Below are 13784 nucleotides of genomic sequence, written 5' to 3' on the forward strand. Positions count from 1 at the left end.
GGACGTCCCACAGTGGGGGACAATGGACGGGTGAGCAACACCGATCAACCCGACGAGCAGCCGCTCCCCACGCCGGCACCGGCTCCCAGCGCGGTCGCCAGCCCCGACGAGGTCACCATCCGCCGTGCACCGAAGTTCGGCGTGTTCATCGTCGGCGGTGCCGTGCTCGGGTTCCTCGCGACCCTCGTCGTGGTCGCCCTCACCATGAACCTCGGCGGCCAGCGGGACCAGACCAGCTTCGGCAGCCTGGTCGGCTACTTCAGCCTGTGGGGCGTCACGATCGGCGCCTTCGTCGGTGCGGTCGTCGCCGTCGTGTTCGACCGGGTCTACGCCCGGCGGTCGGCCCGCCTGACGGCGGAGCGCGTCGAGGTCGAACTGCCGCCCGAGACGGTCGACGGTGAGCTCGACGACCACGGTGACCAGCGGCCGTAGCCGCCCCCGACCAACGGACTGGAGGCCCGGTGCCAGCTGGCATCGGGCCTCCAGTCCGTCTGGTGGTCGCGATGGCGACCCCCCACTCAGCTGAGCTGGTTCGCCTCGACCCAGGACAGGTACTCCGGGCTCACGGTGCCCGTGACGTACTCGCCGGTGAAGCAGCTCATCTCGAGGTCGGTCACGTCCGAGCCCTCGATGATGGCGTCGCGCATGTCCCCGACCTCCTGGTAGATCAGGTGGTCGCTGCCGAGCACGCGGTTGATCTCCGGGATCTTCCGGTCGTGCGCGATGAGCTCCGCACGCGTCGGCATGTTGATGCCGTAGACGTGCGGGAACCGGACAGGGGGAGCGGCGCTCGTGAACGTGACCTCGTTCGCGCCGGCGGCCCGGGCCATCTCGACGATCTCGCGGCTCGTGGTGCCGCGGACGATCGAGTCGTCGACGATCAGGATGTTCTTGCCCTTGAACTCGGACGACATCGCGTTGAGCTTCTGGCGCACCGAACGCTTGCGCTCCGCCTGCCCCGGCATGATGAAGGTGCGGCCGACGTAGCGGTTCTTGTAGAAGCCCTCGCGGTACTCGATGCCGAGCTTCCGGGCGACCTGCATGGCCGCCGGACGGCTCGAGTCCGGGATCGGCATGACCACGTCGATGTCACCGGTCGGCGCGTACTGCTCGATGGTGTCGGCGAGGCGGTTGCCGAGGCGCAGACGCGCGTCGTAGACCGAGATGCCGTTCATCACCGAGTCGGGACGCGCCAGGTAGACGTACTCGAACGAGCACGGCACCAGGCGCGGGTTCTTCGCGCACTGGCGGGCGTGCATCTGGCCGTTCATCTCGATGAAGACGGCCTCGCCCGGAGCGATGTCGCGGACGATCTCGTAGCCGCCGGACTCGAGCACGAGCGACTCGCTCGCGACGACCCACTCCGGCTGCCCGGCCTCGTCGAACTTGTGGCCGAGGATCAGCGGGCGGATGCCGAACGGGTCACGGAAGGCCAGCAGCCCGTGCCCGGCGATGGTCGCGATCGTGGCGTAGGAGCCCTCGACCCGCTCGTGCACGCGCTCGACGGCGTCGAAGACCTGACCCGGGTCGAGGTTCGCGCCGCGGACCTGGCCCTGCAGCTCGTGCGCCAGCACGTTCACCAGGAGCTCGGTGTCACTCGTCGTGTTCAGGTGACGACGGTCGATGTCGAACAGTTCACGCGTGAGTTCCCGCGTGTTGGTGAGGTTGCCGTTGTGGACGAGGACGATGCCGTACGGCGCGTTCACGTAGAACGGCTGGGCTTCTTCTTCGTTCGTCGCGGCGCCCTTGGTGGCGTAGCGGACGTGTCCGAGCCCCATGGTGCCGAGGAGGGCACGCATGTCGCGGGTTCGGAACGCCTCGCGCACGTGCCCGCGGGTCTTGTGCATGTGGTGCACGTGACCCTCGACCGTGGCGATGCCCGTCGAGTCCTGCCCGCGGTGCTGCAGGAGGAGCAGTGCGTCGTAGATGGATTGGTTGGCGGGGCCCTGCGCAACAAGGCCGACGATGCCGCACATTCGCGGGTGTGCTCCAGACCGTAGAATCGGGGGGTACCGAACAAGTCTGCCATGTCACCGCGAAGGACTCCGCATGCCCAACCCGTACGCCGAAGCCGGAGTGGACACCGCTGCCGGTGACCTGGCCGTCGAACTGATGAAGTCCGCGGTCGCGGCCACCCACAACGCCTCGGTCCTCGGTGGCGTCGGTGGGTTCGCCGGGCTCTACGACGTCTCGTTCCTGAAGGACTTCTCACACCCGTTGCTCGCGACCTCGACCGACGGCGTCGGCACCAAGGTCGCCATCGCGCAGGCGATCGACAAGCACGACACCATCGGGCAGGACCTGGTCGGCATGGTCGTCGACGACATCGTCGTGGTCGGCGCGAAGCCGCTGTTCATGACCGACTACATCGCCTGCGGCCGAGTAGTGCCGGGCCGGATCGCCGACATCGTCGCCGGCATCGCCCGCGGCTGCTCGGAGACCGGCACCGCCCTGGTCGGCGGCGAGACCGCCGAGCACCCGGGGCTGCTCGGCCCGGACGACTACGACGTGGCCGGTGCGGCGACGGGTGTCGTCGAGGCCGACGCGCAGCTCGGCGCACACCTGGTGCAGGACGGCGACGTGGTCCTGGCGATCGAGTCGTCGGGCCTGCACTCCAACGGGTACTCGCTCGTGCGGCACATCCTGGCGTCGCGGGGCGTCGGCTTCACGGACCAGCTGCCCGAACTGAGCGGCGTCGGGTTCGGCGGCGCGGTCTCCGTCGGCGAAGCCCTGCTCGAGCCGACCCGGCTGTACACCGCCCCGCTCCTGGCACTGCTCGAGCAGCACCCGGGCGCGGTGCACTCGCTCTCGCACGTGACCGGTGGTGGCATCGCCGCGAACCTGGCGCGCGTGCTGCCCGTCGGCTCCTGGGTCGAGGTCGACCGTTCCACCTGGCAGCCGCTCCCGGTGTTCCGGGTCCTGGCCGACATGGCCGGCACCCCGATCGAGGACACCGAGGGCACCTGGAACCTGGGCATCGGCATGTTCGCCGTCGTCTCGGCCGGGGCTGCTGCCGAGGTCATCGCCTCGCTCGGTGCCGCCGGCATGCCCACGTGGCCCGTCGGCACGATCGCCACGTCCGCACGGGACCTGACCGGGTTCGAGCAGGGCGCCAAGGGTGTCGACGGCGGCGCGGTCCGGCTCGTCGGGAGCTACGCGGGCTGACCCGTTGGGCGGCTGCGGGCAGGCGGCTCCGGCTCCGCCGCGCCGTGGTGCGCCGCGCCGTGGTGCGTGCGGTGAGTGGTCACGAACCGTCGTTCGGCTGGCCTGCAGCCGACGCTTCGTGACCGCTCGGCATCACTCCCGCGGGGAGTCGTGACCACTCGGGCGCGGTGCCGGGCGCGGGACTCGGGCAGCCTTTCCCGTACCGCCGGTGCTTCGTGTGCCGGGGACTCGCCATGGTGCCTGCGGCGGGTGGTCACGAACCGTCGCCTGGCGGGCCTGCATCCGACGGGTTGTGACCACTCGGCGTCGTGCGCACGGTGAGTCGTGACCACTCGGGGCCGGGAACCGAGCGCGCCGACGGGTGTCCGGGCACGCGGAAACGCCGCGCTGCCCGAGGGCTGCGCGGCGTGACTGCGAGAGAGGTCAGGCGGACTTGTTCTGGTCTGCCTGGGTCTCGAACTCGTCTTCGTCTTCCGCCGGTTCCGGACCGTACTGGTCCGCCCAACGGTCGACGTAGTTCTCGTCGGAGTGTTGTCCGGCGGAGAGCTCCTGCTCGAGCGCACCGTAGTTCGTCTGCGGGCTGAAGTACTTCAGCTCACGGGCGACCTTGGTGTGCTTCGCCTTCTGACGGCCGCGCCCCATGCGTGACCCCCTCGTTCGGCTCTGGTCCGGTCCTGGCGAATGACGGAAGATCACTCGGGGAACCAGACGGTTCGTGGTTTGAAATCTGCCGATCACTCTACCATGTACCTCGATCTGGACGTCGCGCGACGGCTGGCCCGCACAGCAGAATCGAAGTGATGACGGAACCCCTCGAGACCCCGGTCGACCAGCACGCCCGCGTGGTGGTGATCGGTGCGGGGCAGGCGGGGCTCTCCGTGGGATACCACCTGCGTCGTCTCGGGCTCGTCCCCGGCAGCGACCTGGTGATCCTCGACCGCGCGCCGAGCACCGGTGGGGCGTGGCAGTTCCGGTGGGCGGCCCTGCGGCTCGGAGCGGCGCACCGGGTGCACGACCTGCCCGGCATGCGTGCGATGGGCCTGGAGTTTGAGGACGCCGACCGGTCGCGGCCTGCACGGGACGTCGTCGGGGAGTACTACCGGCGGTTCGAGCAGCACTACGACCTGCGGGTGCGGCGCCCGGTCACGGTGACGTCCGTCGCACGCATCGGCGGCGGCGACGCCCCGGCGGGCGACGCCCCGGCGGACGGTGACCTGTGCGTCACGACCCGGAGCGCCGACGGTACCGTCACGCGCATCCGTGCGGAGGTCGTGGTGAACGCATCCGGTACGTGGGGCACCCCGTTCGTGCCGTGGTACCCGGGGCGCGACGTGTTCCGCGGACGCCAGGTCGACACGACCGAGTACCGCAGCGCCTCTGAGTTCGCCCGCCAGGACGTCGTGGTGGTGGGCGGTGGGACGAGCGCGATCGGGTTCCTGCTCGAACTCGACGGCGTCGCCCGTTCGACGCAGTGGTTCACCCGGCGCCCGATGGTCTGGGCCGGGACGGCGTCGCTCGACGTCGAGTCCGCCGTGGCCGCCGTCGACGAACAGGACCGTGCTGCCCGCGCCGGCGAGGTCCTGCCGAGCATCGTCAGTGGCACCGGGGTCCCGGTGTCGCGACGGATCCGCGCCGGCATCGACCGCGGTGTGCTGCGCGACGAGCCGATGTTCACCCGGATGGACGAGACCGGGGTGGTGCGGGCAGACGGCACCCACGTACACGCCGACGCGGTGATCTGGGCGACGGGGTTCCGGGCCGACCTGCGGCACCTCGCGCCGCTGCACCTGCGGACCACGGCGGGCGGGGTGGTGGTCGAGGACGGCCGGTCGGCCGAGGAGCCGCGCTTGTTCCTGGCCGGCTACGGTCCCCAGGCATCGACCATCGGTGCGAACCGGGCCGGCCGACGCATCGCCCGCCAGGTCATGGACGCGCTGGCGGGCTGAACGGCACTGCGACGCCTCGCACGGTGCGAGGGGCAGCGTGAACGGTGCGAGGTTCCGTTCCCGGTGCGGGCCTCGTGAGCTCTCACCGGGAACGGAACCTCGCACCAGACGAAACCGGGACGCGCGGCTCAGGCGGGGAGGGGCTCCTCGACGCCACGACGACGGCGCGACGACTTGAGCACCAGGGCGTCGAGCGAGAACCGCCCGGGCCCGGTCAGCGCCACGGCGAGGGACGCCACCGCGAGGACGAGCACGTACTCGAAGCCGCCGTCCTGCGAGTAGAAGCCCGCGGTGCCGTGGGCCAGGAACCCGGCGACGACCATGTCGACTGCCAGCAGGACGCCGACGACGCGGGTCGCGACGCCGAGCACGAGCAGGACGCCGCCGACGAGCTCGAGGCCAGCGACGAGGGGTGCTGCGACCTCGGCGAGGGGGACGCCCATGCCCGAGAAGCCCTGCACCACGTTGGGGATGCCCTGGGCGAACTTCTGGGCGCCGTGGGCGATGAACACCACCCCGAGGACGATGCGGAGCGCGGTCAGGCCGATGGAGGTCGATGTCGTTCGCATGGCCACGAAGGTAACCGGTGACGCGTCATCGATCGTCCTCGAACAGGGGACTGACCGCGCTTCGCCAGAACATGCCCAGAGCATGCCCAGACAGCGGTCCGCCGAAGGGCGGACTGCTTCTCAGGAATCGGCGCCGCGGCCGGTCTGCTGCTGGAGGCGGTCGATGTGCTCCGACGCCTGCGCCTTGGTGAGGTCGGCGGGGAGCTCCTCGCCGGCTTCACGGGCCAGGGTGTCGAGGTAGCTGCGCTGCGGTCCGGTCATCGGCTCGTCGCCGGTGACCCACTGCTCGGGGTCCTTGCTCGCGTCGGTGGAGGGGTCGGGTCGGGGGCCGCCCAGGGTCTCGCCCTGGATCGGTGCGTCCGGGGTCTGCTGCTGGTCGCGGTCTGCGTCACTCATGTCCGCGACGGTACGCCGCACCCCCGTCACGACACGCAGCAGCGGCGTCCCCCGAAGCGGCTCAGCGGCTCAGCGGCCCAGCGGCACAACGGCACAACGGCACGCATCGAACCGAAGCCGCTCAGCGGCCCAGCGCGCACGACGGTACGCATCCGCACCGAAGCGGCTCAGACCGCGGTCGCCGCGTACCGCACCAGGTCCGCCCCGACGGCACTCGTGGCGATCGGCACGACGCGGTCGTCCCGCCGGATCCAGATGGTCGCCGCACGCTCGTCGATCCGGTCGACCTCGTGCAGCTCGCCGTCGAGCAGCACCGACGCCGTGACCCGGACGTGCCCGCTCGCCGGACGTGGCGGCAACCCGACCACGTCGTCACCGTACGCCGGGTGCTCGCCGGGCTGCAGGAACGGTGACACCGGGGCGGTGACGACCTCGAGTCCCTCGTCGACCGCGGTCACCGCCACCAGGCGGACGGCCTGGTCGGTCGGCAGCGGCACGTCGACGACGGGCTCGGCGGTGGGGCCGGCCAGTGCGCGGAAGGCGGGGCGCCCGTCGGGGGCGAGGTGGGCCTCCAGGCCGTCGATCCGGACGCGACCGCGCCCACGGGAGTCGGCGTAGACGCCGGGCTCGATGCCGGACTGCCGCGCCTCGAGCCGGGTGAGGACGACGCGGTCCGGGCGGTACCAGTCGCGGAGCGCGGCCGGGTCCACCCAGCCGACGCTCGGGACGCCGCGGGAGAGCGCGGCGGACTCGTCGGCGGCGCGCTCGTCGCGCGCGCCGAGCGGGTGCTCGCCGCGCACGGCGACGAGTCCTTCGAGCGGGCTGCCGGCCGGCGGTTCGTGGTCGAGCACCTCGACGCGCTTCGAGACCTTGCCGCCGTGTCCGTCGAACGTGGCGAACGTCCGCAGGTCACTGATGGTCATGGGGCCACATGCTACGACTCGTCGGCTCCCCGTCGCGGCGGGGAGGGCACGAGGGCGTGGATCTCGCCCGTGCAGAGCGCGGGGTCGACGCCCTCGGCGGGGCCGGCCGGACGGGTTGCGCGGCGCGGCTGGATGCTGTTGCGCTCGGCGGACCGGAGCAGGCGGTCCTCGGCCGAAGCCGAGGCCGCGGCCTCGGCCGACGAACCGGGCTGCGCGGGGCGGCGGAGCGGGGGCCGGACGGGCTCGCCACGGCGCTCCTGGCCGGGCAGCGGGCGGGAACGGCGGCCGTAGAGCAGCTCGGACGAGTCGAGCAGCCACGGCACCAGGGCCACGGTGACGCCGTGCACGAGCAGCAGCTTCTTGCGGATGCGGCGGCCGCGGTGGTTGTGGAGCAGACCCTCCCACCAGTGCCCGACGATGAAGATCGGGGTGTAGACGGTGACGACCTCGGAGCCGTGCTCGTTCCGGTGCGCCTTGATGTACTTGATCAGGGGCATCGAGATGTCGCGGTACGGGCTCGGCACGATCGTCAGCGGCACCTGGATGCCGTACTCCGCCCACTGGTCGCGCAGGCGCTGGGACTCGGCGTCGTCGATCGCCACGTGCACCGCCTCGATGCTCGCGTGCTCGGCGGCGACCGCGTAGTCGAGCGCCTTGAGCACGGGCTTCTGCAGTTTGTTCACCAGGACGATCGCGTGGTCGCCGGTGGCGCCGAACTTCGTCTCGACGTCCGCCTCGATCTCGTGCGAGACGTCGCGGTAGTAGCGGTTCACGCCGAGCATGAGCACGTACAGCACCGGCATGATCAGGAACACGAGCCAGGCACCGTGGGTGAACTTCGTGATCGTGACGATGACGAGCACCACGAGGGTGAAGGTGGCGCCGATCGCGTTGATCGTGCGGGAGCGGACGACCTGCCCGCGGTTCACGGGTGGCTCGCCGTCTGCGGTGGGCGCCCCGTTCCGGTCCCGATCGGCCCGCAGCAGTCGTGTCCAGTGCACGACCATGCCCGTCTGTCCGAGCGTGAACGACACGAAGACACCGATGATGTAGAGCTGGATGAGGCTCGTGACGTTCGCCCGGTAGACCACGAGCAGCGCCGCGGCGACGAGGGCCAGGACGATGACGCCGTTCGAGTAGATGAGCCGGTCGCCGCGGGTCGAGAGCGCCTTCGGGGCGTACGAGTCGCGCGCCAGGATCGAGCCGAGCAGCGGGAACCCGTTGAAGGCCGTGTTCGCCGCGAGGAGCAGGACCGCCGCCGTGGTCGCCTGGATCACGAAGAACAGCACGGAGTTGTTGCCGAACGTCGCGGCCGCGATCTGCGCGATGAGCGAGCGCTGCGGCGTGGTCGCACAGTTCGCGAACCCCTGCAGGTCGCAGGCCCGCTCGGCGTAGTGCACGTGCGACACGAGCGCCAGGGTGATGAGCCCGATGAACAGGACGATCGCGATGCCGCCCATGGCGACCAGGGTGGCCTGCGCGTTCTTGATCTTCGGCCGGCGGAACGCCTGCACGCCGTTCGCGATGGCCTCGACGCCGGTCAGGGCGGAGCAGCCCGAGGCGAAGGCGCGGAGGAGCAGCAGGATGAACGCCGCCTGCGTGGTGTGTTCCACGTTCTGCACGGTGTACGCCGCGGATTCGGCGACCGGGGCGTTGCCGGCGGCGACCCGGACGAGCCCGGTGACGACCATCACGAAGACGCTCGCCACGAACAGGTAGGTGGGGATCGCGAAGGCCTTGCTCGACTCCCGCACACCTCGAAGGTTCGCGGCGGCGAGCAGCACGACGAACAGCAGGGCGAGCTCGACGCGGAAGTGGTCGAGCATCGGGAGCGCCGAGATGATGTTGTCGACACCGGAGGCGACCGACACGGCCACCGTCATCACGTAGTCGACGAGCAGCGCGCTCGCGACGACGAGCCCGGCCTTCTCGCCCAGGTTCCGGTGCGCCACCTCGTAGTCGCCACCACCCGACGGGTACGCCTTGATGAGTTGTCGGTACGAGGCGACGACGACCACGAGCAGCAGCACGACGAGTGCGGCGACCCACGGCGCGAACGTGAGGAAGGCCATGCCGCCGAGCAGCAGGATCATCAGGAGTTCCTGCGGCGCGTACGCGACAGAGGACAGCGGGTCACTCGCGAAGATCGGCAGTGCCAGGTGCTTCGGGAGGAGCTGTCCTTCGAGCTTCTCAGAGGGGAGGGGATCCCCGATCAGTCGTGCTTTCAACGACCGGATCTCGTTCGTCACGAGCGGCAAACCTACTCAGTTCCGGGCGCGAGTCAACACGGTTCGCCTGCCGCATATTCCCGGCTGCCCACCGGTGCTCCACCCAAGGGATCGCGCACCCCTTGTGGTTGACGCAGCGTCAACCATTACAGTCGCCAGCATGAGCGCATCGACAGGCCCGGACGAACCAGCTGCGAAAGCTCCCCACGTCATCACCGAGGTGGCGCGTTCCGCCGGTGTCTCGAGCCGGACCCTTCGGCACTACGAGGCCGTCGGGCTGCTGCCGGCCACCGCCGTCGGCGCCGGTGGGCTGCGGCGCTACGACGACCGCGCGCTCGTCCGGCTGCAGCGCATCCTGCTGTTGCGCGGGCTCGGACTCGGGCTGCCGGAGATCGCGCGACGGCTCGACGACGAGGGCGACGACGTCGCGGCGCTCACGGCGCACCTGACGTGGCTCGAGCACGAACGGGACCGGCTGGCCCGGCAGCTGGCCGCGGTCCGCACCACCGTGGCGCGCGTCGAGCACGGGGAGGACCTGACGGCAGGCGAGGCGTTCGCCGGCTTCCCGCCGACGCGGGTCCCGGCCGCCGATCCGCCGGGTGCGGGGCGCTGAGGAACCAGGTTCGGACACGGCACCGCGCATCTGCACGGTGCTGTGTCCGGAACCTGGTTCCGGGGGTGACGTCGGGCGCGACACGGTGCGGACGACGGCCGGGAGGCCCGTGGTCGCGACCGCCTGTCGGCCGCCGGCCGTCAGAGCGACTTGCGCAGGGCCTCCAGGCCGTCACGCAGACGCGTCACGGTGTCCGCACCGAGCGTGCCGCGGGTCGCTCGACGGCGCAGGTCCGCACGCACCTGCTGCCGGAACGACGACAGGGCCATCTCGAGCTCGCGCAGGGCGCGGGCACTGTCCGACGGGACGGACACGGGCTCCTCGGCGGAACCGGTCGCCGGGCTCTCGGCGGCTGCGGCCAGGTCAGCACGGAGCGAGCGCATGGCCTCGCCGACCGAGGCGCGCACGCCGTCGGCCAACGACTTCACCGAGTCGCTCACGCCGGACTCGACCGTGGCGATCTCGTCGGCACGTGCCGCGAGCTCGGCACGGCCGGCGTCCGTGATCGCGTAGACGGTCTTGCGGCCGTCGGCGGTCTTCGTGACCAGGCCGTCGTCCTCGAGCTTCGCGAGCCGGGGGTAGACGGTGCCGGCGCTCGGCACGTACGTGCCGCCGAAGCGGTCGCCGAGTGCCTGGATGAGCTCGTAGCCGTGCATCGGGTGGTCGGCCAGCAGGACGAGCAGGTAGAGGCGCAGGTGGCCGTGGGCGAAGACGGGGCTCATTCGGGCACCTCGCTCTCGTTCGTCGGTGTGGTCGGTGTGGTCGGCGGCGGCGTGGTCGGCGTCGTCGGGGGTGTCGGCTCGGCGACCGGCGGGGCGTGCAGCACCGCGATGTCGCCGGAGACGGAGTTCACCCGCAGGTCGAGCCACTGGCCGGACAGCTCGCCGCCCTGCTTGACGTAGGAACCGCGCACACCGCGGATCTCGGCGTCGTCGAACTGCAGCTTGCCGGTCGCGGTGTTCACCGTGCACTTGTAGGCGACGCCGTCCGCCAGGCGGACGCTCACCGACCCGGACACCGTGTTGACGCGGGCGGACTCGGGGACCCCGTGCAGGTCGAGCACGACGTCGGCCGAGACACCGTCGGCCTGGAACCGCGGGATCTCGCCGGTGGCCACGACATCGCCGGAGACGGTGTGCACCGCGAGCGCGCCGTCGAGGTCGCGGATCGTGGTGGCGCCCGAGACGGCGTTGACCGTGACGTCACCCGCGACGCCGTCCACGACCAGGTCGCCGGACACCGTGTTGAGGGTGGCACCGCGGTTCGTGCCGGACAGCAGCGCACCGGCCGAGACGACACCGAGCGTGATGCCGGCGTCGCGGGGGACCAGGATGCTGACGTCGGCGTGGGCCTTGCCGCGGAAGGACTTCAGGAACCCGATGGGGTCGTCCCACCGGACCTGGGGGTGGTCGACGGTGAGGGTGTCGCCGTCGACCTCGATGAGCATCTGCTTGCCGGACACGCTGTGGATCTCGACCCGGGCCGTGGGTTCGTCGTGCGCGACGACGTCCACCTGCCCGCCGACGAGGCCGACACGCACGGTGCGCACGATGCCGGTGTCGATGACCTTGGGCTCGTCGACGAGCCACTTCTCCTGCGCCATGTTGCCTCCTGGAACTCGCGATGTATCGCGTCTGTGGAGGTCACGCTATATCGCGTTGCTCCGAGCCGCAAGGGGCTGTGGGGGATCGTGAGCAGGAATGGTCGGGCCGGGGCTGTGGACCCGACCATTTCCGCTCACGAAGCGGGCGTGGCGGGGGTGGGGTGGGCCTCCAGGGCGGGCGTGGCGGTGGGCGCTGCGCCGTCGCGCGCTGCTGCCGTGCGCTCGGGGCTCCACGGGAACCGGCGGAAGTGCGGCATGAGCGGCTGGACCATCGGGCCGATCGCGAACGCCGCGATGACGGTGCCCGCGCCGACGTCCCCGCCGAGGATCCACCCGACGATCACGACGGTGACCTCGACCAGGGTCCGCGCGAGCCAGATCGGCCAGCCGAGCCGCTGGTGCAACCCCACCATCAGACCATCCCGCGCCCCGGTGCCGAACCCCGCACCGATGTAGAACGCCGTCGCGACCGCGAGCAGCACGAGTCCCGCGGCGAACAGCCCGATCCGGGCGACGAGCCCCGACGGCTCCGGCACCAGCCAGAGCACCAGGTCGGCACTCGGCCCGATCGCCAGGGCGTTCAGCAGTGTCCCGATGCCCGGCTTCTGGCGGAGCGGGATCCACAGCAGCAGGATGACGCCGCTCGACACCACCGTGATGACGCCGAACGACCACGGCACGACGTTCTCGAGCCCCTGGGTCAGCACGGTCCACGAGCTCACGCCGACGACCGCTCGGACCTGCAGCGCGGTCGAGGCGCCGTAGAGGAACAGTCCGACGAAGAGCTGGACGAAGCGCAGGGTGAGGGCGGTGCGACGGGGCATGTGGCCATCGTCCCGACAGATTGGCCTGCTGGTCGAGAGCCAATCGCGCTACCGTGGACCTGTGCCCCCTGTCCTGATCAGTGCCCGCGCCGCCTCTCACCTGCTGACCGACTGGCGCGCCGGGACCGACGCCCCGGCCTACGAGGCGCTCGCCGATGCCCTCCGGGTCCTCGTCATCGACGGACGGGTCGCCCAGGGCGTCCGGCTGCCGGCCGAGCGCGGACTGGCGGCAGCCCTCGGCGTCTCGCGCACCACCGTCGCGAACGCCTACGCCCGCCTGCGCTCCGACGGGTTCCTGGTGTCCGTCCGTGGCTCCGGCAGCGTGGTCCACCTGCCCCGCGACCTGGTCGGCCGGCCCGACCCCGAACGCCTGGGCGGAGTCGTCGAGGGGGACCTGCTCGACCTGCGCAAGGCGGCCCTGCACGCGGCCCCCGGCATCGACGAGGCGGTCGAGCGGGCGGTCCGGCACGTGCCCGCGGCGCTCGCCGGGATCGGCTACGACACCGTCGGCGACCCCGGCCTGCGCGCCGCGATCGCCGCGCGCTACACCGAGCGCGGACTGCCGACGGAGCCCGCCCAGGTCATCGTCACCCTCGGCGCGCAGCACGCGATCGCCCTGCTCGCTCGCGTGCTCGTCCGCCGTGGCGACGCCGTGCTCGTCGAGTCCCCGACCTACCCGCACGCGCACGAGGCCTTCCGCGAGGCCGGAGGCCGCCTGGTCGGCGTCCCCGTCGACGCGCGGACGGGGTGGGACGCCGCCGCGCTCGAGACGACGCTGCGTCGCACCGCGCCCTCCGTCGCGTACGTCATGCCCGAGCTCCACAACCCGACCGGTGCGACCATGTCCGCATCGACCCGCCGGCTCCTGCTGTCGGTCGCGTCCTCGGTCGGCACGGTCGTGATCGCCGACGAGACGATGGGGGAGCTCCGGATCGACGGGGAACCGTCGCCGCCGTTGGCGGCGTCGGACCCGTCGGTCGTGATGATCGGTTCCGCCGCCAAGGTCTTCTGGGGCGGCCTGCGGATCGGCTGGATCCGTGCCGACCCGGCGCTGCTGCAGCGGCTGCTGCTCGCCCGCCCCACGGGCGACCTCGGCACCCCCGTGCTCGACCAGCTGGTCGTGCGCGAGCTGGTCCCGCGCACGGCGGCCTTCCTGGAGGCGCGGCGTGCGTCCCTGCGCGAAGGTCGCGACGCGGTCGTGGGGGCGCTCCGGGCGCGGCTCCCGGAGTGGGACGTCCCGGCGCCGGCGGGCGGGTTGACGACGTGGGTGGGGCTCGGCCGGCCGGTGTCGAGCGCGCTCGTGCTCGCCGCGCGGGCCGAGGGTGTGGTGCTCGCCTCGGGCGGGGTGTTCGGGCCGGACGGCGGGTTCGAACGGTTCCTGCGGGTGCCGTTCACGATGGCCCCGGCCGATCGGGGGCGGTTGGTGGACGTGCTGTCGCGGTCGTGGGAACGGGTGGGCGGCGAGACGAGCGGCGTGCGGGGGTCGTTGGCGGCGGTGGTCTGAGCGGTGCGTCGTC

The 13784-nt window shown here is 71.6% G+C and carries 14 protein-coding genes; 5 read left to right on the top strand and 9 right to left on the bottom strand.

Annotated elements, in window-relative coordinates; genetic code table 11:
• Window positions 1-30 precede the first annotated feature (30 nt).
• A complete protein-coding gene (locus tag DEJ03_RS08755) occupies window positions 31-432 on the top strand; it encodes a hypothetical protein (RefSeq protein ID WP_110858851.1) in 402 nt (133 codons plus the stop codon).
• Window positions 433-518: 86 nt separating this feature from the next.
• Here DEJ03_RS08755 and purF read toward each other — a convergent pair whose 3' ends face one another.
• Complete coding sequence (gene purF / locus DEJ03_RS08760; protein ID WP_027465037.1) at window positions 519-1976, bottom strand: amidophosphoribosyltransferase; 1458 nt, start codon at window positions 1974-1976, stop codon at window positions 519-521.
• Window positions 1977-2049: 73 nt separating this feature from the next.
• On the opposite strand from purF, the gene purM reads away from it, so the two are divergent.
• Window positions 2050-3165, top strand: a complete 1116-nt coding sequence (gene purM, locus DEJ03_RS08765) for a phosphoribosylformylglycinamidine cyclo-ligase (protein WP_110858852.1) — start codon at window positions 2050-2052, stop codon at window positions 3163-3165.
• Between the two features lie 423 nt (window positions 3166-3588).
• Here the strand turns inward: purM and DEJ03_RS08770 are convergent, their stop codons facing one another.
• Window positions 3589-3807, bottom strand: a complete 219-nt coding sequence (locus DEJ03_RS08770; protein ID WP_017886249.1) for a DUF3073 domain-containing protein — start codon at window positions 3805-3807, stop codon at window positions 3589-3591.
• Window positions 3808-3965: 158 nt separating this feature from the next.
• Between DEJ03_RS08770 and DEJ03_RS08775 the strand changes: the two genes are divergently transcribed.
• Window positions 3966-5111, top strand: coding sequence for an NAD(P)-binding domain-containing protein (locus DEJ03_RS08775; RefSeq protein ID WP_110864323.1), 1146 nt, complete (start codon window positions 3966-3968; stop codon window positions 5109-5111).
• Window positions 5112-5239: 128 nt separating this feature from the next.
• On the opposite strand, the gene DEJ03_RS08780 is transcribed toward DEJ03_RS08775, so the two are convergent.
• The 4 genes from DEJ03_RS08780 to DEJ03_RS08795 all read right to left on the bottom strand — a co-directional run bounded on the left by DEJ03_RS08780 (window position 5240) and on the right by DEJ03_RS08795 (window position 9257).
• Window positions 5240-5680 carry a DoxX family protein gene (locus tag DEJ03_RS08780; protein WP_071405836.1) on the bottom strand — a complete coding sequence of 147 codons (441 nt, stop codon included), beginning with the start codon at window positions 5678-5680 and terminating at the stop codon, window positions 5240-5242.
• 120 nt (window positions 5681-5800) lie between these two features.
• Window positions 5801-6076 carry a DUF3072 domain-containing protein gene (locus tag DEJ03_RS08785; protein WP_017886246.1) on the bottom strand — a complete coding sequence of 92 codons (276 nt, stop codon included), beginning with the start codon at window positions 6074-6076 and terminating at the stop codon, window positions 5801-5803.
• Between the two features lie 167 nt (window positions 6077-6243).
• On the bottom strand, window positions 6244-6999 hold the full coding sequence (locus tag DEJ03_RS08790) for a hypothetical protein (RefSeq protein WP_110864324.1): 756 nt from the start codon (window positions 6997-6999) through the stop codon (window positions 6244-6246).
• Window positions 7000-7010: 11 nt separating this feature from the next.
• On the bottom strand, window positions 7011-9257 hold the full coding sequence (locus DEJ03_RS08795; RefSeq protein ID WP_110864325.1) for an APC family permease: 2247 nt from the start codon (window positions 9255-9257) through the stop codon (window positions 7011-7013).
• 130 nt (window positions 9258-9387) lie between these two features.
• On the opposite strand from DEJ03_RS08795, the gene DEJ03_RS08800 reads away from it, so the two are divergent.
• The gene (locus tag DEJ03_RS08800; RefSeq protein ID WP_110864326.1) at window positions 9388-9840 is read left to right on the top strand and encodes a MerR family transcriptional regulator; all 453 of its coding nucleotides are present in this window, start codon (window positions 9388-9390) and stop codon (window positions 9838-9840) included.
• A 140-nt stretch (window positions 9841-9980) separates the two neighbouring features.
• On the opposite strand, the gene DEJ03_RS08805 is transcribed toward DEJ03_RS08800, so the two are convergent.
• From DEJ03_RS08805 to DEJ03_RS08815, 3 genes are all read right to left on the bottom strand, one after another.
• Window positions 9981-10562: a PadR family transcriptional regulator gene (locus DEJ03_RS08805; RefSeq protein ID WP_071405831.1), complete on the bottom strand. Its 582-nt coding sequence runs from the start codon at window positions 10560-10562 to the stop codon at window positions 9981-9983.
• Window positions 10559-11443, bottom strand: a complete 885-nt coding sequence (locus DEJ03_RS08810; protein WP_110864327.1) for a DUF4097 family beta strand repeat-containing protein — start codon at window positions 11441-11443, stop codon at window positions 10559-10561. The genes DEJ03_RS08805 and DEJ03_RS08810 overlap by 4 nt, the downstream gene beginning before the upstream one ends.
• A 134-nt stretch (window positions 11444-11577) precedes the next feature.
• Entirely contained in the window at window positions 11578-12267 is a 690-nt protein-coding gene (locus DEJ03_RS08815) for a YitT family protein (RefSeq protein ID WP_110864328.1), read from the bottom strand.
• 61 nt (window positions 12268-12328) lie between these two features.
• On the opposite strand from DEJ03_RS08815, the gene DEJ03_RS08820 reads away from it, so the two are divergent.
• Window positions 12329-13771 carry a PLP-dependent aminotransferase family protein gene (locus DEJ03_RS08820; RefSeq protein ID WP_258370677.1) on the top strand — a complete coding sequence of 481 codons (1443 nt, stop codon included), beginning with the start codon at window positions 12329-12331 and terminating at the stop codon, window positions 13769-13771.
• Window positions 13772-13784 lie beyond the last annotated feature (13 nt).

Origin of the sequence: Curtobacterium sp. MCLR17_043 (genome assembly GCF_003224215.1) — a bacterium.
Taxonomy (GTDB): Bacteria; Actinomycetota; Actinomycetes; order Actinomycetales; family Microbacteriaceae; genus Curtobacterium; species Curtobacterium flaccumfaciens.

Excerpts from the sequence above, each read along its gene's own strand:
- purF (WP_027465037.1), bottom strand. The coding sequence starts at position 1,976 with ATGTGCGGCATCGTCGGCCTTGTTGCGCAGGGCCCCGCCAACCAATCC.
- purM (WP_110858852.1), top strand. The coding sequence starts at position 2,050 with ATGCCCAACCCGTACGCCGAAGCCGGAGTGGACACCGCTGCCGGTGAC.
- DEJ03_RS08770 (WP_017886249.1), bottom strand. The coding sequence starts at position 3,807 with ATGGGGCGCGGCCGTCAGAAGGCGAAGCACACCAAGGTCGCCCGTGAG.
- DEJ03_RS08775 (WP_110864323.1), top strand. The coding sequence starts at position 3,966 with ATGACGGAACCCCTCGAGACCCCGGTCGACCAGCACGCCCGCGTGGTG.
- DEJ03_RS08780 (WP_071405836.1), bottom strand. The coding sequence starts at position 5,680 with ATGCGAACGACATCGACCTCCATCGGCCTGACCGCGCTCCGCATCGTC.
- DEJ03_RS08785 (WP_017886246.1), bottom strand. The coding sequence starts at position 6,076 with ATGAGTGACGCAGACCGCGACCAGCAGCAGACCCCGGACGCACCGATC.
- DEJ03_RS08790 (WP_110864324.1), bottom strand. The coding sequence starts at position 6,999 with ATGACCATCAGTGACCTGCGGACGTTCGCCACGTTCGACGGACACGGC.
- DEJ03_RS08800 (WP_110864326.1), top strand. The coding sequence starts at position 9,388 with ATGAGCGCATCGACAGGCCCGGACGAACCAGCTGCGAAAGCTCCCCAC.
- DEJ03_RS08805 (WP_071405831.1), bottom strand. The coding sequence starts at position 10,562 with ATGAGCCCCGTCTTCGCCCACGGCCACCTGCGCCTCTACCTGCTCGTC.
- DEJ03_RS08810 (WP_110864327.1), bottom strand. The coding sequence starts at position 11,443 with ATGGCGCAGGAGAAGTGGCTCGTCGACGAGCCCAAGGTCATCGACACC.
- DEJ03_RS08815 (WP_110864328.1), bottom strand. The coding sequence starts at position 12,267 with ATGCCCCGTCGCACCGCCCTCACCCTGCGCTTCGTCCAGCTCTTCGTC.